The 20285-nt window shown below is 60.4% G+C and carries 24 protein-coding genes; 14 read left to right on the forward strand and 10 right to left on the reverse strand.

Annotation, left to right across the window (positions count from 1 at the left end):
- Positions 1–103: 103 nt before the first annotated feature.
- Entirely contained in the window at positions 104–637 is a 534-nt protein-coding gene (locus tag AB4Z35_RS23360) for a cysteine hydrolase family protein (protein ID WP_442099672.1), read from the reverse strand.
- A gap of 69 nt (positions 638–706) precedes the next feature.
- Positions 707–2434, reverse strand: coding sequence for a gamma-glutamyltransferase (ggt, locus tag AB4Z35_RS23365; RefSeq protein ID WP_442099674.1), 1728 nt, complete (start codon positions 2432–2434; stop codon positions 707–709).
- Between the two features lie 136 nt (positions 2435–2570).
- On the opposite strand from ggt, the gene AB4Z35_RS23370 reads away from it, so the two are divergent.
- Positions 2571–3083 (forward strand): methylated-DNA--[protein]-cysteine S-methyltransferase, encoded by a 513-nt coding sequence (locus tag AB4Z35_RS23370; protein ID WP_442099676.1) that lies wholly within the window; start codon positions 2571–2573, stop codon positions 3081–3083.
- Here AB4Z35_RS23370 and AB4Z35_RS23375 read toward each other — a convergent pair whose 3' ends face one another.
- Positions 3084–3677, reverse strand: coding sequence for an NUDIX domain-containing protein (locus tag AB4Z35_RS23375; RefSeq protein WP_442099678.1), 594 nt, complete (start codon positions 3675–3677; stop codon positions 3084–3086). It abuts the gene before it with no gap.
- Between the two features lie 166 nt (positions 3678–3843).
- Between AB4Z35_RS23375 and AB4Z35_RS23380 the strand changes: the two genes are divergently transcribed.
- Positions 3844–4269, forward strand: a complete 426-nt coding sequence (locus AB4Z35_RS23380; RefSeq protein WP_033052504.1) for a GNAT family N-acetyltransferase — start codon at positions 3844–3846, stop codon at positions 4267–4269.
- 105 nt (positions 4270–4374) lie between these two features.
- Here AB4Z35_RS23380 and AB4Z35_RS23385 read toward each other — a convergent pair whose 3' ends face one another.
- A complete protein-coding gene (locus AB4Z35_RS23385) occupies positions 4375–4725 on the reverse strand; it encodes a hypothetical protein (protein ID WP_442099680.1) in 351 nt (116 codons plus the stop codon).
- Between the two features lie 148 nt (positions 4726–4873).
- Between AB4Z35_RS23385 and AB4Z35_RS23390 the strand changes: the two genes are divergently transcribed.
- From AB4Z35_RS23390 to AB4Z35_RS23425, 8 genes are all read left to right on the forward strand, one after another.
- Positions 4874–5122 (forward strand): hypothetical protein, encoded by a 249-nt coding sequence (locus AB4Z35_RS23390; protein ID WP_008000820.1) that lies wholly within the window; start codon positions 4874–4876, stop codon positions 5120–5122.
- A gap of 20 nt (positions 5123–5142) precedes the next feature.
- Positions 5143–5472 (forward strand): DUF6388 family protein, encoded by a 330-nt coding sequence (locus AB4Z35_RS23395; RefSeq protein WP_108230654.1) that lies wholly within the window; start codon positions 5143–5145, stop codon positions 5470–5472.
- Positions 5473–5679: 207 nt separating this feature from the next.
- Positions 5680–6072 carry a sulfurtransferase complex subunit TusD gene (gene tusD / locus AB4Z35_RS23400; protein ID WP_442099693.1) on the forward strand — a complete coding sequence of 131 codons (393 nt, stop codon included), beginning with the start codon at positions 5680–5682 and terminating at the stop codon, positions 6070–6072.
- 1 nt (position 6073) lies between these two features.
- Positions 6074–6436 (forward strand): sulfurtransferase complex subunit TusC, encoded by a 363-nt coding sequence (gene tusC, locus AB4Z35_RS23405; protein ID WP_008000828.1) that lies wholly within the window; start codon positions 6074–6076, stop codon positions 6434–6436.
- Positions 6436–6729: a sulfurtransferase complex subunit TusB gene (gene tusB / locus AB4Z35_RS23410; protein WP_442099683.1), complete on the forward strand. Its 294-nt coding sequence runs from the start codon at positions 6436–6438 to the stop codon at positions 6727–6729. The genes tusC and tusB overlap by 1 nt, the downstream gene beginning before the upstream one ends.
- Positions 6726–7061 carry a TusE/DsrC/DsvC family sulfur relay protein gene (locus tag AB4Z35_RS23415; protein WP_046037873.1) on the forward strand — a complete coding sequence of 112 codons (336 nt, stop codon included), beginning with the start codon at positions 6726–6728 and terminating at the stop codon, positions 7059–7061. Before tusB ends, AB4Z35_RS23415 begins: the two co-directional genes overlap by 4 nt.
- Entirely contained in the window at positions 7058–8059 is a 1002-nt protein-coding gene (locus tag AB4Z35_RS23420; protein WP_442099685.1) for a glycosyl transferase family protein, read from the forward strand. The genes AB4Z35_RS23415 and AB4Z35_RS23420 overlap by 4 nt, the downstream gene beginning before the upstream one ends.
- Before the next feature lie 91 nt (positions 8060–8150).
- Positions 8151–9152 (forward strand): glutathione S-transferase family protein, encoded by a 1002-nt coding sequence (locus tag AB4Z35_RS23425; protein WP_442099687.1) that lies wholly within the window; start codon positions 8151–8153, stop codon positions 9150–9152.
- A gap of 134 nt (positions 9153–9286) precedes the next feature.
- Here the strand turns inward: AB4Z35_RS23425 and cysG are convergent, their stop codons facing one another.
- From cysG to AB4Z35_RS23455, 6 genes are all read right to left on the reverse strand, one after another.
- Positions 9287–10681, reverse strand: coding sequence for a siroheme synthase CysG (gene cysG / locus AB4Z35_RS23430; protein ID WP_442099688.1), 1395 nt, complete (start codon positions 10679–10681; stop codon positions 9287–9289).
- Entirely contained in the window at positions 10682–11962 is a 1281-nt protein-coding gene (serS, locus tag AB4Z35_RS23435) for a serine--tRNA ligase (protein ID WP_442099689.1), read from the reverse strand. It abuts the gene before it with no gap.
- A gap of 16 nt (positions 11963–11978) precedes the next feature.
- On the reverse strand, positions 11979–12353 hold the full coding sequence (gene crcB / locus AB4Z35_RS23440) for a fluoride efflux transporter CrcB (RefSeq protein WP_442099690.1): 375 nt from the start codon (positions 12351–12353) through the stop codon (positions 11979–11981).
- Positions 12353–13675 (reverse strand): replication-associated recombination protein A, encoded by a 1323-nt coding sequence (locus AB4Z35_RS23445; protein ID WP_015094400.1) that lies wholly within the window; start codon positions 13673–13675, stop codon positions 12353–12355. Before AB4Z35_RS23445 ends, crcB begins: the two co-directional genes overlap by 1 nt.
- Positions 13676–13838: 163 nt before the next feature.
- On the reverse strand, positions 13839–14462 hold the full coding sequence (gene lolA, locus AB4Z35_RS23450) for an outer membrane lipoprotein chaperone LolA (protein WP_223461587.1): 624 nt from the start codon (positions 14460–14462) through the stop codon (positions 13839–13841).
- 67 nt (positions 14463–14529) lie between these two features.
- On the reverse strand, positions 14530–16941 hold the full coding sequence (locus tag AB4Z35_RS23455; protein WP_277529934.1) for a DNA translocase FtsK: 2412 nt from the start codon (positions 16939–16941) through the stop codon (positions 14530–14532).
- A 298-nt stretch (positions 16942–17239) separates the two neighbouring features.
- Between AB4Z35_RS23455 and trxB the strand changes: the two genes are divergently transcribed.
- From trxB to infA, 4 genes are all read left to right on the forward strand, one after another.
- On the forward strand, positions 17240–18199 hold the full coding sequence (gene trxB, locus AB4Z35_RS23460) for a thioredoxin-disulfide reductase (RefSeq protein ID WP_008000849.1): 960 nt from the start codon (positions 17240–17242) through the stop codon (positions 18197–18199).
- Between the two features lie 62 nt (positions 18200–18261).
- Positions 18262–18942, forward strand: coding sequence for a leucyl/phenylalanyl-tRNA--protein transferase (gene aat / locus AB4Z35_RS23465; RefSeq protein WP_442099691.1), 681 nt, complete (start codon positions 18262–18264; stop codon positions 18940–18942).
- Positions 18943–18999: 57 nt separating this feature from the next.
- Positions 19000–19707 carry an arginyltransferase gene (locus tag AB4Z35_RS23470; RefSeq protein ID WP_008000853.1) on the forward strand — a complete coding sequence of 236 codons (708 nt, stop codon included), beginning with the start codon at positions 19000–19002 and terminating at the stop codon, positions 19705–19707.
- A 111-nt stretch (positions 19708–19818) separates the two neighbouring features.
- Entirely contained in the window at positions 19819–20037 is a 219-nt protein-coding gene (gene infA, locus AB4Z35_RS23475) for a translation initiation factor IF-1 (RefSeq protein ID WP_002553999.1), read from the forward strand.
- Positions 20038–20285 lie beyond the last annotated feature (248 nt).

Here is a 20285-nt window from a genome sequence, read left to right on the forward strand (position 1 = left end):
TGGGAGTGAGCTTGCTCGCGATAGCGCCCGGTCAGTCAACACTGATGTCGAATGGACTGCCGCCATCGCGAGCAGGCTCGCTCCCACAGGGAAATGTGGTGGATTAGAGTTGAATATCCTTGGCCGGTATCACATCAATCCGCGCCACGGAACCGGTCAGGCGCTTCAGGTCCTTGTTGTGTTCGGCAATGATGTCTTCGGCGCTGAGATTGCCGTTGTCGACGGTGGAATGGGCGTCGCCCGCCAGGACCACGTCGTAGCCCAGTTTCAGGGCCTGGCGCACGGTGGCATTGACGCAATAATCGGTTTGCAGTCCGCAGATGACCAGGCGCTCGAAGTCCTGCACCGGCAACAGTTTTTGCAGGTTGGTCTGGTAGAACGAATCCTGTGTGGTCTTGCGCACGCGATGATCCTTGGGCGAGGTTTCCAGCCCTTCGGCCAGTTGCCAGCCGGCAGCTTCATGCACCAGCGGACTGTCCGCTTCTTCGTGCTGGACCAGCACCACCGGAACGCCGGCCTTGCGCGCCCGGGCCGAGAGGTCGTTGATCGTATCGATGACACGCCCGATCTCGAAGCACGCGTACTCACCGGAACACAAAGCCTGCTGAACGTCGATGATTAACAACGCAGTGGTCATGATTTCCTTCCTTGATGTGTCGAGGAATCAGGGGACGAACATAAGCCCGTCCCCTTGCGGATACAAGCCTCAATAACCCAACGACAACCCGGTGTTACGCCGTGGGTCGTTCGCTCCGTAGAAACGGTTCTTGCCCACCGGTTTGCCACCCAGGGACGGCGCGCCGACGAGGATCGCCGCCAGGTGGTTGGCGTCCTGGGGACCGGCGAACTTGTGGCCCCAGCTTTCGAGGATTTTCACCGTGTCCGGGCTGGTGGTGAAGGCTTCCAGGTTGGTTTCCTCCGGCAGCCACTGCTGGTGGAAACGCGGTGCATCCACTGCTTCCTGGATGTTCATGCCGTAGTCGATCACGTTGAGCATGGTCAGCAAGGTCGCGGTGATGATGCGGCTGCCACCCGGCGTACCGACCACCATCACCACTTTGCCGTCCTTGGTGACGATGGTCGGGCTCATGGACGACAGCGGCGCCTTGCCGGGCGCGATGGCGTTGGCCTCGCCCTGCACCAGGCCGTACATGTTCGGCACGCCGATTTTCGAGGTGAAGTCGTCCATTTCATCGTTGAGGATGACCCCGGTCTTGCTCGCCATCACACCGGCACCGAACCAGTCGTTGAGGGTATAGGTCACCGACACTGCGTTGCCCCATTTGTCGACGATGGAGTAATGCGTGGTGTTGTTGCCTTCATGGGGCGCTACGCCGGGCTTGAGTTCGCTGGATACCGCGGCTTTTTGTGGCTTGATCGCTTCGCGAAGCTTGGTTGCGTAGTTTTTATCCAGCAGGTGGGCGATCGGGTTCTTCACGAAATCCGGGTCGCCCAGGTAGCTGTTGCGGTCCACATAGGCGTGGCGCATCGCCTCGATCTGATAGTGCATGCCCTGGGCCGAGTGGTAGCCCAGATCCTTCATCGGATAGCCTTCGAGGATGTTCATGATCTCGCAGATCACCACGCCGCCGGAGCTCGGTGGCGGTGCGGAAACGACGTGATAGCCACGGTAGTCGCACTCGATGGGCGCCAGTTCACGGGTCTTGTATTTGTCGAGGTCGGCCTGGGTGATGATGCCCTTGTTGGCCTGGCTGGAGGTGACGATGGCGTCGGCCACCCAGCCCTTATAGAAACCGTCGGCGCCTTTCTCGGAGATTTCCCGCAGGGTCTTGCCGAGGTCCTTTTGCACCAGTTTCTGGCCGACCTGCATCGGCTCACCGTTGCTGAGGAAGATCGAGCCTGAATCCTTCATGTCCTTCTTGAACATGTCGGTGGCGTAGTCCAGCAGATCGACGTCACCCTGCTCCAGTTGAAAACCGTCTTCCGCAAGCTTGATGGCCGGGGCGATGATTTCCTTGCGCGGCTTGGTGCCGTACTTGGACAGCGCCAGTTCCATGCCCGAAACGGTGCCCGGCACACCTACGGCCAGATGGCCACGGGTACTCAAATCGGGAACGACGTTGCCCTCCTTGTCCAGGTACATGTTGGCGGTAGCGGCCAGCGGGGCTTTTTCACGGAAGTCGAGGAAGGTCTTGCGCCCGTCCGCCAGTTGAATGGTCATGAAACCGCCGCCACCGAGGTTACCAGCCGCGGGGTACACCACCGCCAGCGCATAGCCGACCGCGACCGCCGCATCCACGGCATTGCCGCCGTTCTTGAGCACATCCACGCCCACGTGGCTGGCCAGGTGCTGGGCCGTGACCACCATGCCGTTTTCTCCCGTAGCCGGGGCCACGGAGGCGGCGTGAGCAGTCAGACAGCTGAGTGCCAATGAGGTCGCAATCAGCGATTTGGCAAAAGGTTCATACTTCATGATTCGGTCTCTTCTTGTTATTTCGTAGGAAAACGCTTCAAAAGCCGTAGCCAAGTATGGTCGGGATTACGTATTGCGCCTCCCCGTCGAGACAGTATCCTTAACGCCTGTTCAGCAATTTCGTGCGAGCCCTGGCATGACCTTTACCTGCACCACCGTGGCTTCACCTGTCGGCCAGTTGAAGCTGGTCGCGAACGGTTCACGACTGGCGGCTATCCTCTGGGAAAACGACAAACCCGATCGGGTGCGCCTCGGACCGATGCGCGAAGCGCCGGACAACCCGATCCTGGTGCGCACGGCTGCGCAGCTGGGCGAATATTTTTCCGGCACCCGCGATCGCTTCGAACTGGAACTGGATTTTGCTGGCACGGAATTTCAGAAGAAGGTCTGGGCGGCGCTGCTGACCATCCCGTTCGGTGAGACCCGCAGCTACAGCCAGATCGCCGAGCAGATCGGCAACCCGGCAGCGGTCAGGGCGGTGGGCGCGGCGAATGGCAAGAACCCGATATCGATCGTGGCGCCGTGTCACCGGGTGATTGGCGCGTCGGGCAAGCTGACCGGGTTTGCCGGAGGGCTTGAGGCGAAGGAGCTGTTGCTGACGCTGGAGGGTGGGCAATGGCCCGGCACGGCACGCCTGCCAGGCTTTTGATCATGCTTGGGGGAACAGATTTTTCATCGCCGCATACTGCAGCAGCATGATGGTCTTGGCGTCGCAGATCTCGCCGCGGTAAAACGCTTCGAGCGCGTCGTCGAAACGCCATTCCAGCACTTCCAGTTCCTCGGTTTCCGCCTCCAGCCCACCACCGTCGCTGACTTTCGAGGTCGCATCGTATTCAGCGATGAAGAAGTGCAATTTTTCCGTCACAGAACCGGGGCTCATGTACGCCTCGAACACTTTCTGCACGTGGTGCACGCGGTAACCCGTCTCTTCCTCCGCCTCATCGCGGATGCGGTCTTCGGGTGCCGCGCCTTCCAGCAGCCCCGCCGCCACTTCGATCAACAGCCCATCGTGGCCATTGACGAACACCGGCAGGCGAAATTGCCGGGTCAGTACCACGGTTCTCTTTTCGCGGTTGTACAACAGAATCGCCGCGCCGTTGCCACGGTCGTAGACCTCTCGCGTCTGGCGTTGCCACTCGCCGTTGTTGCGGCGGTAATCGAAGGTGATTTTCCTGAGCAGGTACCAGTCGTGGGACAACACCTGAGACTCAAGGATGTTGACCCGCTCGGCTGTGTTCGACATGACAACGCGTCCTGTTACTTGTCTGAGGGCCCACATGTTAAATGAAAACGAACAGCGCTTGCCCCCTCAAGCAAGCTGCGCGTTGACGGCGGTTCAACTTTTCCGGGGATGGAACAATCGCTGCAACCGGGATAGGCTGCGGCTTCAATGCCATATGGATATAGCCATGAACCTGCGTATCGAACTGTCGCAAAACCCCACGGAAGAACAACGCCAGGCGATCCTCAAGCCATTGCGCGCGTACAACGGCTCGAAGGCCGAAGGTAACGTGCCTGAGCACATCGCCTTGCTGGTGCGCGACGACAACGACGAAATCCTCGGCGGCCTGCATGGCCGATTTTTTTACCAGTGGCTGTACATTGACTTGCTGGTGGTGCCGGAACAGGCGCGGGGACAGGGCATGGGCTCGAAGCTGATGCAGATGGCCGAGGACCTGGCGCGGGAACGGCGCTGCGTCGGGCTGTGGCTCGACACCTTTGAATTCCAGGCACCGGAGTTCTACAAGAAATGCGGCTATAGCGAGATCGGGCACATTGCCGACTATCCGCCGGGCCACAAGCACTTCTTCTTCCAGAAGCGCCTGATTTACTGACTCGACACAAAACCAATGTGGGAGCGGGCTTGCTCGCGAAAGCGGTCCTTCAGTCAACATTGATGTCGACTGATCCCCACAGGGGTAATGCATCAAGCTTTCAGATCACAGGCAAGTCGCCAACGCCGCCAACCGGCGCTTGGCCACGAAATCGTCCTTCTGCGCGTAGTAGCTCAACGCCGTGCCCGAAGCATCGGTGGTCACGTCGACGAAAGACTCTGCCGAACGCGTGTAAACCGTCGTGACGCCCTTCTCGCCTGCCTGCAAATACGCCGCGGCATCGACACCGAACACGGCCTCGTCCTGCCAGGAAAACTGCACGCACTGGGCGACGTCTTTTGCCGGTTTTTCCGAGTTCAGGGTCTTGTACGGGGCCTTGGCGCGGGCATCGTTCATCGCCGAGCCCGCGCATCCCGCCAGCAACGTCACGGCCAGCGCCACCATCAGAAATCGCATTGCATTCACTCATCAGGAAAAAGCGGACTTTATCACCCCGGCAGCCCGTATCGTTCTGCTTTACTGCATTTATACCGCGACACCGCGCGACGATTCGCGCACCCTGTCGCGCCAATACCGCCGCATCGCGCCTATCACTGGAATTCTGATGACACCCAATGCCGAGTTTTACAAACCGACCGCTGAATATGCCGACAAGCTGATCAGCCAGATCGGTCAGACGCCTTCATGGATCGCCAAGCGAATCGGTGTCACCGACAAGCGGATTCGCTACATCCTCAACGGCGAAAGAACCGTCAAAGGCGAAACCACACCGATCCAGATGACCTATACCGAACAGTTTGCCCTCGAATGCCTGGCAGCAGCGGCCAAGGCCAGCAAGAAGCAGTCTTCGTAATCCCCACTCAAGGAGCGACCATGGCGGCAACCGAACAGCAACATGAACAGGCACTGAAGCGGTTTCTCGACGAACGCCCCGAGTTGCGCCACGACCTCGACAACCTCAACCCGCTGCTGGCGCAGGCCAAGGGAGAAACCCCGGCGCAATACCGCGAGGAACGCCTGCATGAAGCTTTTGAAGCGCAAGCCGAACGCCTTGGCCTGTTTGCCTGGGAACTGACCTTGCAACTGACGGCCGCCACGCCACAGGACTATGAGTCCCAGCGCCGTGAAGTGCACCGGGAAGTGGCGGAGATGGCCGGGATGGATTGGCTGGAGTATTGCGACTTGTATGGGATAGAACCATAGGGTTTGCTCAAGAACAGGCATTGGTGTTGTCTGTCAGTCCGCCTTCGCGAGCAAGCCCGCTCCCACATTCGACCGAGTTCTATCTGAAGGGCGCGGTTCAATGTGGGAGCGGGCTTGCTCGCGAAGGGGCCATAACAGGCAACATCGTTTTAGCCGCCCCGCCGATAAAGCATTATCATGGCCGCAGTTTCGCTGATCGAGTGCACCATGAAGTTCGCCATCGCCGTGTTTTCCGCCGCCCATGCGCCCTCCTCGCGCCGCGCCTTACTGTTCGCCCAAGCGGCGCTGACCGGCGGGCATGAGATTGTCCGGCTGTTTTTCTACCAGGATGGCGTCTACAACGCGTCCGGCAGCGTGGTCACACCCCAGGATGAACCGGACTTGCCCAAGCAATGGCGCACATTCGTCAGCGACCATCAACTTGATGGCGTAGTGTGCATCGCCGCCGCCCTGCGTCGTGGTGTCTTGGATGAAGAAGAGGCCAAGCGTTATCAGCGCGAGGCTGTTGCCGTCGGTGCACCGTGGGAATTGTCCGGCCTCGGCCAACTGCATGACGCGGCGCAGGATGCCGACCGCCTGATCTGTTTCGGAGGCGCATGACATGGCCAAGTCCCTGTTGATCATCAGCCGTCAGTCGCCATGGTCCGGCCCGGGCGCGCGGGAAGCACTGGATATCGTGCTGGCCGGTGGTGCCTTCGATCTGCCGATTGGCCTGTTGTTTCTCGATGACGGCGTGTTCCAGCTGGCCGCCAGTCAGAACGCCAAGGCCTTGCAACAGAAAGACCTGAGTGCCAATCTGCAGGCCCTGCCGATGTTCGGTGTCGAGGAACTGTTTGCCTGTGGCGACAGCATCACCCAGCGCGGCCTGGACCCGAGCGGCCTGTCACTGGAAGAAGCCCAAGTGTTGGCCGCCCACGAAATCAGCGCCCTCATTGATCGTTACGACCAGGTGATCACCCTCTGATGTCGACTTTGCATGTGTTGTCTCATTCCCCGTTCGGCGACGAACGCCTGACCAGTTGCCTGCGCGCGATCGGCGCCAACGACGGGTTGCTGTTGTCCGGTGATGCGGCCTATGCATTGCAGCCAGGCACCGCGCCGTTCGCTGCGCTCAGCGCACGTGGCCTGAAACTGTTCGTCCTGGCCGAAGATGCCCAGGCCCGTGCGCTTGTGGTTCCAGACTGGGTCCGGGCCATCGATTACCCGGCCTTCGTCGAACTGTCGATTCACTACGACAAGGTCAACAGTTGGCTATGAATGCATTGACGGTTGGCGCCCGCGCCATCGAGCTGGACAAGGACGGTTTCCTGGTCGAACTGAGTGACTGGTCTGCCGATGTAGCCAGTGCCCTGGCGGCTGCCGAAGACATCGAGTTGACGCCCGAACACTGGGAAGTCCTCGAACTGCTGCGCAGTTTCTACGCCGAATTCCAGCTGTCACCGGCCACCCGTCCGCTGATCAAGTACACCGCCCTGAAACTCGGCCCGGAAAAAGGCAACAGCCTGCACCTGAACCGCCTGTTCAAAGGCACTCCCGCCAAACTCGCCGCGAAACTGGCGGGCCTGCCCAAACCGACGAATTGCTTATGACTGATTACCCAGCACTGACCCTCGAAACGCCCGCCGAGCATCCGTTCGCCCAATTCGTGCGGATCCTCGGCAAAGGCAAGCGCGGCGCCCGCGATCTGACCCGGGTTGAAGCCCGCGAAGCCATGGGCATGGTGTTCGATGAAAAGGTCGAGGAAACCCAGCTCGGGGCGTTCCTGATGCTGTTGCGGCACAAGGAAGAAAGCGCCGAGGAAATGGCCGGGTTCACCGAAGCCTTGCGTGAGCGCCTGAATCCGCCAGCACTGGCGGTGGATCTGGACTGGCCGACGTATGCCGGCAAGAAGCGTCATCTGCCGTGGTTTCTGCTGGCGGCCAAGTGCCTTGCGCAGAATGGCTTGCGGATTTTCATGCATGGCGGCGGCGCCCACACGGCTGGCCGGTTGTACACCGAGCAACTGCTGGGCGAATTGAACATCCCGCTGTGCCGCAACTGGCAACAGGTCGGCACGGCGCTGGATAACGGCGGCCTGGCCTTCATGCCGCTGGTGGACTGGGCACCGCAGTTGCAACGGATGATCGACCTGCGCAATACCCTGGGCTTGCGCTCGCCGATCCACTCGCTGGCGCGGATTCTCAATCCGCTGGGTGCGCGTTGCGGCCTGCAAAGCATTTTCCACCCTGGCTATCAGGCCGTGCATCGCGATGCCAGCGGACTGCTCGGTGATACCGCCATCGTGATCAAGGGCGATGGCGGCGAAATCGAGATCAACCCGGACGCCGACAGCCACCTGTACGGTACGAGCGGTGGCGAGAGCTGGGATGAGGAATGGCCGCAGTTGTCCGCGCAGCGTCACGTCAAACCCGCCTCGCTTGAACCTGAACATATGAAAGCGGTGTGGCGTGGCGATGTGGTCGACAGCTACCCACAAATGGCCCTGATCTCGACCATGGCCCTGGCCTTGCGTGGCCTCGGACAAAGCCGCGAACAGGCCTTCGAAACCGCAGAAAAATACTGGGCGACGCGGGACAAATCGATTTAACCGATCATTCACGCCCGATCTTTGCGCTTTTTGTTCGAACTCATCGGAATAGACTCAACTGCAACGATTATGGGTTTCGGGAGTCTTGAACATGGGTTTGTTAGTTGATGGCCGCTGGCAGGACAAGTGGTACGAAAGCAGCAAGGACGGCGAGTTCCAGCGCGAACAGGCGCAACGTCGCAACTGGTTGACCACTGACGGCAAGCCGGGACCGACCGGCGTCGGTGGTTTTGCGGCCGAGCCCGGGCGCTACCACCTGTACGTGTCCCTGGCCTGTCCGTGGGCTCATCGCACGCTGATCCTGCGCAAACTCAAAGGCCTCGAAAACCTGATCGACGTCTCGGTGGTCAGTTGGTTGATGCTGGAAAACGGCTGGACCTTCGATGAGCACCTTGGCTCGACCGGCGACAAGCTCGATCACTTCGACTTCATGCACCAGCGCTACACCGCCGATGCCGCCAACTACACCGGCCGCGTCACCGTACCGGTGCTGTGGGACAAACAGCAAAAGCGCATCGTCAACAATGAATCATCGGAAATCATCCGCATGTTCAATGGTGCCTTCGATGATCTGACCGGCAATGACCTGGACTTCTACCCGGCGCCACTGCGGGGTGAAATTGATGCGCTGAACGAGCGGATTTACCCGGCGGTGAACAACGGCGTGTATCGCGCCGGGTTTGCCACGTCGCAACAGGCTTATGAAGAAGCCTTCGACGACGTGTTTGCCGAGCTGGATCGACTGGAGCTGCTGCTCGGCGCCAACCGTTACCTGGCTGGCGAGTACCTGACCGAGGCGGATATCCGTCTGTTCACCACACTGATTCGCTTCGATGCGGTGTACTACGGGCACTTCAAGTGCAATCTGCGGCGGATTGCGGATTATCCGAACCTGTCGAACTGGTTGCGCGAGATTTATCAGTGGCCGGGGATCGCCGAGACGGTGGATTTCACCCACATCAAGAACCACTACTACGCCAGTCACCGCACCATCAACCCGACGGGTGTGGTGCCGAAAGGCCCGGCCCAGGACTTCACCGCGCCCCATGATCGGGAGCGATTGAGCGGGAAAGGGGTTTGGCGCAAGGCCTGAGTTTGATCTGAATTTTGCGGTGAATGTGCGGGCCTCTTCGCGAGCAAGCCCGCTCCCACAGTTAACCGCATTCTTCAGATAGAACCCGGTCGAATGTGGGAGCGGGCTTGCTCGCGAATAGGGCGACTCGGTCCTCAGACCTGCCCCTGAGCCCCTTCGAACCACGCCAGTTTCTCGCGCAGCTGCACCACTTCACCGACGATCACCAATGTCGGCGCATGCACTTCGTGCTCCGCCACCAGCCGCGGCAGGTCCGCCAGGGTGCCGGTGAACACTCGCTGGTTGACCGTGGTGCCCTGCTGGATCAACGCCGCCGGGGTATCAGCGCCGCGACCGTGCTTGATCAACTGTTCGCAAATGACCGGCAAGCCCACCAACCCCATGTAGAACACCAGGGTTTGTGCCGGCGCGACCAGATCGGCCCACGGCAAATCGGTTGAGCCGTCTTTCAGGTGCCCGGTGACAAAGCGTACTGATTGCGCGTAATCGCGGTGTGTCAGCGGAATCCCGGCATAGGCCGCGCAACCGCTGGCCGCCGTGATCCCCGGCACGACCTGGAACGGGATGCCATTGGCCGCCAGCTCTTCGATCTCTTCACCGCCACGACCGAAGATGAACGGATCGCCCCCCTTCAATCGCACTACACGCTTGCCCTGTTTGGCCAGATCCACCAATTGCTGGTTGATCTGATCCTGAGGCACCACGTGATCGGCACGGCGCTTGCCGACGTAAACCCGCTCGGCGTCGCGACGGCACAGTTCGAGAATCGCCGGCGCTACCAGACGGTCATACAGCACCACGTCGGCTTGCTGCATCAGACGCAATGCCTTGAACGTCAGCAGGTCGGGATCGCCCGGCCCTGCGCCCACCAGATAAACCTCACCAGTGGCCACTGGCGCTTCACCGTCGATTTTGGCTTGCAGCAAACGCTCGGCTTCACCGCCCTGCCCGGCCAGTTGCCGATCGGCAATCGGGCCCTGGAAAACATCTTCCCAGAACGCCCGACGCTGCTGCACATCCGGAAACAGGCCTTTGACCTGATGACGAAAACGCGCAGCCAGTCCGGCCAGCTGACCGAATGTGGAAGGAATCCAGGTTTCGATCCTGGCGCGGATCAAACGCGCCAGCACCGGCGCATCGCCGCCGCTGGACACCGCGATAATCAGTGGGGAACGGTCGACGATGGCCGGGAAGATCACGCTGCACAGGGCCGGCGCGTCCACCACGTTGACCGGCACGCAACGCCGATGGGCATCGGCGGAGACTTGTGCGTTCAGCACCTCGTCGTCGGTGGCGGCAATGATCAGCCCGCAACCGTCCAGATCCGCCTCGGCATAACCACGCAACAGGCACTCGCCGCCGCTGCCGGCAACCAGCTCGCGCAATTGCGCTTCGATTTCAGGTGCAACCACCCGCAGCAGCGCACCGGCATCGGCCAGCAGGCGGGATTTGCGCAAGGCAATTTCCCCCCCACCGACGACCAACACACGACTGCCGCGAAGGTTGTGAAACAGCGGCAGATAGTTCATTTAGCCGATGACCTCAAGGCCACCCATGTACGGCTTGAGAACTTCAGGCACTCGGATCGAACCGTCGGCCTGCTGATAGTTCTCCAGCACCGCCACCAGTGTACGCCCCACCGCCAGGCCGGAGCCGTTCAGTGTGTGCACCAGTTCCGGCTTGCCGGTTTCAGGGTTGCGGAAACGCGCTTGCATGCGACGGGCCTGGAAGTCGCCGCAGTTGGAGCACGACGAAATCTCGCGGTACTTGTCCTGGCTCGGGATCCACACTTCCAGGTCGTAGGTCTTGACCGCACTGAAGCCCATGTCGCCGGTGCACAGCGCCAGGGTGCGATAAGGCAGCTCCAGCAGTTGCAGGACTTTCTCGGCGTTGGCGGTCAGGCCTTCCAGCGCTTCCATCGACTTCGACGGCTCGACGATCTGCACCATTTCAACTTTGTCGAACTGGTGCTGGCGGATCATGCCGCGAGTRTCACGACCCGATGCGCCGGCTTCACTGCGGAAGCACGGCGTGTGGGCGACGAACTTGATCGGCAGCAGTTTCGAGTCGACGATTTCGCCGGCGACGATGTTGGTCAGCGACACTTCGGCGGTCGGGATCAGGTACAGGTCGGCTTCGCCTTCGCGCGCGATCTTGAACAGGTCTTCTTCGAACTTCGGCAACTGACCGGTGCCTTGCAGCGCCGGTGCCTGGACCAGGTAAGGCGTGTAGGCCTCTTCATAGCCGTGCTCGGTGACGTGCAGGTTGATCATGAACTGCGCCAGGGCGCGATGCAGGCGAGCGATCGGGCCGCGCAGCAAGGCGAAACGGGCGCCGGACAGCTTGGCGGCGGTTTCAAAATCCAGCCAGCCGAACTTCTCGCCCAGGGCGACGTGGTCCTGAACCGGGAAATCGAAGGCAGTCGGGGTGCCCCAGCGGCGCACTTCGACGTTGCCGTCTTCGTCGTCGCCAACCGGAACCGATTCGTGCGGCAAGTTGGGGATACCCAGCAGGATCGAGTCCAGATCGGTCTGGATCGCGTCGAGTTCGACTTTACCGGCGCTCAATTCGCCCGCCATGCGCTCGACGTCCGCCATCAGCGGCGCGATGTCTTCACCGCGCTGCTTGGCCTGACCGATGGATTTGGAGCGCGCATTACGTTCAGCCTGCAGTGCTTCGGTGCGGGTCTGGACGGTCTTGCGCTGTTCTTCCAGCGCTTCGATGCGCGCAACATCCAGGGTATAGCCACGGGATGCCAGGCGGTCCGCTACGTCCTGAAGGTTGCTACGTAACAGTTTGGAATCGAGCATGTCGGTTTCTCGTTTATCAAAGTTTGGTCAAGGACAGGCCGGCCCAGGTGGCAAGCAGCCCGCCGAATACGCTGAGCGCCGCATAGCCCAGGGCCAGCGGCACTTGCCCGCTTTCCAGCAGGCGCACCGTATCCAGTGAAAAGGATGAAAAAGTCGTCAGCCCCCCGAGGAAGCCAACGATCAACCCGGCGCGAATCTCAAAAGGCACCTCCGGGCGTATCAAAAACAGACCGTATAGAACACCGATCAGCAAACAGCCCACGATATTAACGGCCAGCGTCGCGGTATAGAAGTGCCGCGGCCAATTCGCATTGATCCAGTTGCCCGTGACGAAGCGCAACAACGTGCCGGCGATCCCGCCAACGGAAACCGCAACGATCAAGGCAAGCACTATTTTCTCCGCTGCCGGGGGCTTAAACGGTCGAGTTTCGCCAGGTGATTGAGCTTTTCGCCGATCTTCAGCTCCAGCCCACGAGGCACGGGCTGATAAAACGGAATCGGGTCGAGTTCTTCCGGGAAATAGTCTTCTCCGGCGGCATAGGCGTCCGGCTCATCGTGGGCGTAACGGTATTCATCGCCATAGCCCAACTGCTTCATCAGCTTGGTCGGTGCGTTGCGCAGGTGCAGCGGCACTTCCAGCGAGCCGTGCTCGGCGGCGGCGCGCAATGCAGTCTTGAAGCCCATGTACACCGCGTTGCTTTTCGGCGCGCAGGCCAGATAGGTGATGGCCTGGGCCACCGCCAACTCACCTTCCGGGCTGCCGAGGCGTTCCTGCACTTCCCACGCCGCCAGGCACAGGCTCAGGGCGCGCGGGTCGGCATTGCCAATGTCTTCGCTGGCCATGCGCACCACGCGCCGGGCCAGGTACAGCGGATCGCAACCGCCGTCGATCATGCGTGCGAACCAGTACAACGCGCCGTCGGGGTTGGAGCCGCGAACCGACTTGTGCAACGCGGATATCTGGTCGTAGAACGCTTCGCCACCCTTGTCGAACCTGCGGCGGGTGTCACCGAGCAGACTTTGCAGGAGTTCGGTGCCGATTTCACTGTTGTCCTCGGCCAGGTCCGAGGCGTTCTCCAGCAGGTTGAGCAGGCGCCGGCCATCGCCATCGGCGGCCGACAGCAGCATCTGGAAGCCTTCATCGCTGAGGGTCAGGTTTCGCTTGCCCAGGCCCCGCTCTTCGGTCAGCGCGCGCTGCACCAGTTTGCGCAAGGCCGCTTCGTCGAGGCTCTTGAGCACGTAGACGCGCGCTCGCGACAGCAAGGCGTTGTTGAGTTCAAACGAAGGGTTTTCCGTGGTCGCGCCAATGAAAATCAGCGTGCCGTCCTCGACATAGGGCAGGAACGCATCCTGCTGGGACTTGTTGAAGCGATGCACTTCATCGACGAACAGAATAGTGCGGCGGCCGTACTGCGCGGCCTGCTGCTTGGCGATTTCCACCGCCTGACGGATCTCCTTGACCCCGGCCAGCACTGCCGAGACCGTTTCGAAGTGTGCATCCGAGACTTCCGCGAGCAATCGCGCCAGCGTGGTTTTACCCACCCCGGGTGGCCCCCAGAAAATCATCGAGTGCAGGGCACCCTGCTCCAGGGCTTCGCGCAAGGGCTTGCCGCGAGCGAGCACGTGTTCCTGACCGACGTACTCGTCCAGATTGGCCGCACGCAAGCGGGCGGCCAAGGGCTGGGCGATCGGGGTGCTGCGAAACAGATCCATGACTACCTGTGAAACCTCACTGGGCTTATATGCCACACCGTCCAGAGATTGGACAAAGATCCTGTGGGAGCGGGCTTGCTCGCGAAGAGGCCGTGTCAGTCGACATTTTGATTGAATGACACACCGCCTTCGCGAGCAAGCTCGCTCCCACAGACCCGGCGTTTTACTCTTGAATCACATCGGCCCCTTTAGGGATATCGAACTTGAACTTGGAAGCCGGGATCGGCTCGTTGGCCTTCACCCCGGTGAACAGGATATTGGTGCGCTGGCCGACGCTGTCGATCAACTGCATGTCGTTAACCAGACCGTTGCGGAACGACAGGCGCAGGCTGTCGAATAGCGTGTCCTTGGTCTTCGGCTTGAGGGTGAAGTCGATCACGCCGCCGGCTTCCTTGGCACTGATGTCGAAGCTCTGACTGATCTTGGACACGTCACCGGACAGCAGCAACGCTGGTGTCTGGGTCAGGCGCTGGTCGAGCTTCTTGATGGTGGCCTGCTCCAGGTCCGGGTCCCACAGTGTGACTTTCTTGCCATCGGAGATCATGGTCTGTTCGGCCGGCGCATCGGTGTGCCAGTAGAACAAGCCCGGACGCTGCAGCGACATCTCGCCGGCAGTTTCCTGCAACTGGGTGCCGGTACCATCAAGGGTCAGTTGCGAGAAACGTGCGGTCAGGGTCTGGGATTTTTCCAGCAGTTGGGTCAGGCGCGCCACGTCCTTGTCATCGGCGTGAGCCGAGAGCGTGGTCAAAGCCAGTACCGGCAGCAACAGCATGCGGATCAGACGCATGGGAGTCCTCATAACATTCGTGGGAGTGCGAGTGGCGCCAAAGGGCGCCACTCCTTTCATACTCGGGTCAGTCGCGCACCGGGCCAGGGGCCAGGACTTCACGCGAACCGTTGGTGTTCATGGACGTCACGACCCCGGCCATTTCCATGGCTTCGATCATGCGCGCGGCGCGGTTATAGCCGATCTTCAGCTTGCGCTGAACCGCGGAAATGGAGGCGCGACGGCTTTCCAGCACGAACTGCACCGCTTCGTCGTACAGCGCGTCGGCCTCGGGATCGTCACCATCGCCGCCACCGCTGCTGCCTTCGAAGCCGCTGCCCGCCTCTTCGACGCCATTGAGAATGTCGTCGTTGTATTCCGGCGCGCCCCGCAGCTTCCAGGCTTCCACCACGCGGTGAACCTCATCGTCGGACACGAAAGCACCGTGAACACGAATCGGCAGACTGGTACCCGGCGGCATGTACAGCATGTCACCGTGGCCCAGCAGTTGTTCTGCACCGCCCTGGTCGATGATGGTCCGCGAGTCGATCTTGCTCGACACCTGGAACGCCATGCGAGTCGGGATGTTGGCCTTGATCAGACCGGTGATCACGTCCACCGACGGACGCTGGGTCGCGAGGATCAAGTGGATACCGGCCGCACGAGCTTTCTGTGCAATACGGGCGATCAGTTCTTCGACCTTCTTGCCGACGATCATCATCATGTCGGCGAATTCGTCGACCACCACCACGATGGTCGGCAGCTTTTGCAGGAGCGGCGCTTCGTCGTGGATGCTTTCACGCTTGTACAGCGGATCGCTCAACGGCTCGCCTGCGTCCTGGGCTTCCTTGACCTTGGCGTTGAAGCCCGACAGGTTTCGCACACCCATCTTGGCCATCAGCTTGTAGCGTCGCTCCATCTCGGCAACGCTCCAGCGCAGGGCGTTGGCGGCGTCCTTCATGTCGGTGACCACCGGGCACAGCAGGTGCGGAATGCCTTCGTAGATCGACAGTTCAAGCATTTTCGGGTCGATCATGATCAGCTTGGCGTCTTCCGGGCCGGACTTGAACAGGATCGACAGGATCATCGCGTTCACACCCACCGACTTACCGGAACCGGTGGTACCGGCCACCAGCAAGTGCGGCATTTTCGCCAGGTCGGTGATGACCGGTTTGCCGCCGATGTCATGGCCCAGGGCCAGGGTGACCGGGGATTTGAAGTTGTCGTACTCGGGGGTCGACAGCACCTCGGAGAAACGCACGATCTGCCGGTCTTCGTTGGGGATCTCGATACCGACCGTGGTCTTGCCCGGGATCACTTCCACCACGCGCACGCTGGTCACGGCCAGGGAACGGGCCAGGTCCTTGGCCAGGTTGGAAATGCGACTGACTTTTACGCCGGCAGCCGGCTGGATTTCGTAACGGGTAATCACCGGGCCCGGGTGAATCGAATCCACTGCGACTTCAACGCCGAATTCCTTGAGCTTGATTTCCAGCAAGTGGCCAACCGCAGCCAGGGATTCAGGCGAGTAATTGAGCTGTTTCTTTTCCGCAGGATCAAGAATCGAGATCGGCGGCAAGGTGCCTTCCACGGCGCTGTCGACGAACAGCGGCGCCTGCTTCTCTTTTTCGACGCGTTTGCTCGGTGCGGCGGGCTTTGGCGGCGCGGGCGCAATCACCGGCGGCACCTGCTTCTCGCGCTCGGACATGTGCTTGCTCAGGGCTTGCTCACGCTCGATCAGGCGCTCCTTGACCTTGGCTTGCTCGCGCTTGTCGGTGACGGTCGGCGCGACCACTTCATCCATACGATCATCGACTTCACGCAACTGGGCAACCAGTTGTTTACGCTCGGTACGGGCCGCCCACCAGCGATTGGCCGCGCCCTGGAACAGTTCGAACAGGTCGAGGGTGATCTTGCCGGTGATGTCCATCACCTTGAACCACGACAAGTCGGTAAACACGGTCAGGCCGAACAGGAACAACGCGATGAACAGCAGTGTACTGCCCTGGATATTCAGGGCGTTCCTGGCCAGGTCACCGAGGCTTTCGCCCAGCGCTCCTCCCGCACCGGCCGGCAGACCGGTCGCGGCATGGAAATGGATATGGGCCAGAGCGGCGCCCGACAGTACCAGGAACAGCAGCCCTATCAGGCGCCAGGAGAACAGCCAGCCACTCCACTGCCACGGTTCGTGACGCTGACGGAAGATCTGGTACGCCTTGATCGCCAGCAGCAACGGGAAGATGTAGGCAAAATAACCCAGCACCATGAACAGGATATCGGCGCTGTAGGAGCCCGCTGGCCCGCCGAAGTTCTGCACGTCGTCGATCTTGCTGTTATGACTCCAGCCCGGGTCATCCTTGCCATAGGTCAACAAGGCCATCATCAGGAACAGGCACAAGGCACCGATAGCGATCAGCGCACCTTCCTTGAGTCGGTAGTGCAAGTGCTGGCGCCAGAGCGGAACGACGGCTGGTTTAGGTGCTGCGGTGGATTTCTTCAAAACGCTACTTTTCCTGCGCCATGGGCGCGTCCATCTGGTGAATGTCTATAAAAACTGCCAAAAAACTACCCAATCCAGGCAGGTAAAAAAGTTAACACGCGTAACCGGGACTACTTTTAACACTGCGCTCCGGTTTTTATAAACACGGCGCGCACTGAATATAGCAGGGCATTGTACGGGTTTGTACGCACGACGCCATGCTTGAGACCCTTGGGTGTAGCATAGTCAACAGCACATGACATGCCGTTCAATTTGAGCATGCATTCTCTTTTGTGACAAAGGCTTATGAGGTGTTTTTATGAGCGAAGCGAAGCATTCACGCCTGATTATCCTGGGCTCCGGCCCTGCCGGTTACAGCGCAGCCGTTTATGCCGCCCGCGCCAACCTCAAACCCGTTGTCATTACCGGCATACAGGCTGGTGGCCAGCTCACCACCACCGTCGAAGTGGATAACTGGCCAGGCGACGTCGAAGGCCTGACCGGGCCGGTCCTGATGGACCGCATGCAAAAACACGCCGAGCGCTTTGCCACCGAGATCATTTACGACCACATCCATACTGCCAAGTTGCAACAACGGCCGTTCGAGCTGATCGGCGATGGCGGAACCTACACCTGCGACGCACTGATCATTGCCACCGGCGCGAGCGCGCAATACCTGGGCCTGCCGTCGGAAGAAGCATTTGCCGGCAAAGGAGTTTCGGCCTGCGCGACCTGCGATGGATTTTTCTATCGCAATCAGGTGGTTGCGGTGGTCGGCGGCGGTAACACGGCGGTCGAAGAAGCCTTGTACCTGTCGAACATCGCTAAGGAAGTGCACCTGGTCCATCGGCGCGACAAGCTGCGCTCGGAGAAGATCCTCCAGGACAAACTCTTCGAAAAAGCCGCCAACGGCAACGTCCGCCTGCACTGGAACCAGAATCTGGACGAAGTGCTCGGCGATGCCAGCGGCGTGACCGGCGCCCGCCTGCGGGACAGCCAAACGGGTGAAACCAAAGAGCTGCCTCTGGCCGGGGTGTTTATCGCCATCGGCCATAAACCCAACACCGACCTGTTCACAGGCCAACTGGAAATGCGCGACGGGTATCTGCTGGTCAAGGGCGGCAGCGAAGGCGATGCCACCGCCACGGCGATTGCGGGTGTGTTTGCCGCCGGCGACGTGGCCGACCACGTTTATCGCCAGGCCGTTACGTCTGCCGGCGCCGGTTGCATGGCGGCGCTGGACGCCGAAAAATACCTCGACGACATTCCTGCCGTTTGAAGGCAAACTTTACGTCGGGCCAACACCCGCCACTGCCCTCCCCTTCTACAAGCCCGGATGCCATGCTGACTTGGTTACAACGCAACTCCCTGACCTTTCCACCACTGGAAAAGGCCATGCGCGACCCCAACGGGTTGCTGGCTGCCGGTGGTGATCTGTCCGCTGATCGGTTGATCAACGCCTATCGCCACGGGTGCTTTCCTTGGTTTTCCGAAGGCCAGCCGATCCTCTGGTGGTCTCCGGACCCGCGCACGGTTTTGTTTCCCGACGAATTGCACGTCTCGCGCAGCCTGAACAAACTGCTGCGCCAGCAACGCTATCAAGTGACCTTTGACGAGGACTTCGCCGCCGTCATCCGCGCCTGTGCCGCCCCCCGGGATCACGCCGACGGCACCTGGATCACCGACGCGATGCAGGACGCCTACATAGAGCTGCACAGGCGTGGTCACGCGCACTCGGTGGAAGTGTGGGACGGGGACGAACTGGTCGGCGGCTTGTATGGCCTGGCGATGGGCCAGTTGTTTTTTGGCGAGTCCATGTTCAGCCGCACGGACAATKCCTCGAAATTCGGCTTTGCCACCCTGGTCCGGCATCTGAAAGACTCCGGTTTTGTGCTGATCGATTGCCAGATGCCTACCGACCACCTGCACAGTCTCGGAGCCCGGGCGATACCCCGCCGCGAGTTTGCCAACTATCTGGTCAGGCACCTGGACCAACCCAACTCTGCCACCTGGGTTTGCTGAGCGACTTTTGCCAGCGTGGCTTACACTTAATCCAAAGCACTACCCCGAGGGTTGATCATGACCGAGTTGGCGCGTTTGAAGTTCTATGCCACTCAGCCGCACTCTTGCAGTTATCTGCCCGAGGAGCAGGCCACAACCCTGTTCCTCGACCCTAGCCAGCCCATGGATGTGCATGTCTACGCAGACCTGTCGGAGATGGGGTTTCGTCGCAGTGGCGATCATCTCTACCGGCCGCATTGCCAGAATTGCAATGCCTGCGTTCCGGCGCGCATTCCTGTAGCGCAATTCACCCCCAACCGTCAGCAGAAACGCATCTTCAAGCGCAACGCCGACTTGCAGGTACGCCCCGCCAAGCCAGGTTTCAACGAAGAGTATTTCGATCTTTATCAGCGCTACATCGAACAACGGCATGCCGACGGCGACATGTACCCGCCCAGCCGCGATCAGTTTTCCACATTCCTGGTGCGCGACCTGCCGTTTTCCCGGTTCTACGAATTCCGTCTCGACGGCCGGCTGCTGGCGATCGCCGTCACCGATCTTCTGCCGAACGGTCTGTCGGCGGTGTACACCTTCTATGAACCCAACGAAGAACGTCGCAGCCTGGGACGCTACGCGATCCTCTGGCAGATCGCCGAGGCCGGGCGCCTGGGGCTGGATGCGGTCTATCTGGGCTACTGGATCAAAAACTGCAAAAAAATGAACTACAAGACCCAGTATCGCCCCATTGAACTGCTGGTTAACCAGCGCTGGGTTGTCCTGAACTAGAGCGCACCCTAAACCCCTTGGCTTGAACCCCACTTTTCGGGCACAATGCACGCCGCTTTTGCCTGGCGCAGTTGCACCGGGCCATTCACTGGACACCGAGGGCTTTACTGCATGTCGAAAGAAGACAGCTTCGAAATGGAAGGCACTGTCGTCGACACCCTGCCCAACACCATGTTTCGCGTGGAGTTGGAAAATGGGCACGTCGTAACCGCGCACATCTCCGGCAAGATGCGCAAGAACTACATCCGTATTCTTACCGGCGACAAAGTGCGCGTAGAGCTGACTCCCTATGACTTGAGCAAAGGGCGCATCACTTACCGCGCTCGCTAAGGTAGGAGCGAGCTTGCTCGCGAAAAACCTGAGGGCACCGCGTCAAGTCAGAGTCCCCGCATCATCATTGACGAACATCGCGAGCAAGCTCGCTCCTACAGAGACAGGGCCCACTCGCTACGCAAGTCAATACAAGACGCCCGGCTTATGCCGGGCGTTTTTGTTTGTGCGCGATTTGATACCCCTCCTGTGGGAGCGAGCTTGCTCGCGATGAGGGTGGCACATTCAAGAAATGTGCAAGCTGACAC

This window comes from Pseudomonas sp. KB_15 (assembly GCF_052114525.1).
Lineage (GTDB): Bacteria > Pseudomonadota > Gammaproteobacteria > Pseudomonadales > Pseudomonadaceae > Aquipseudomonas.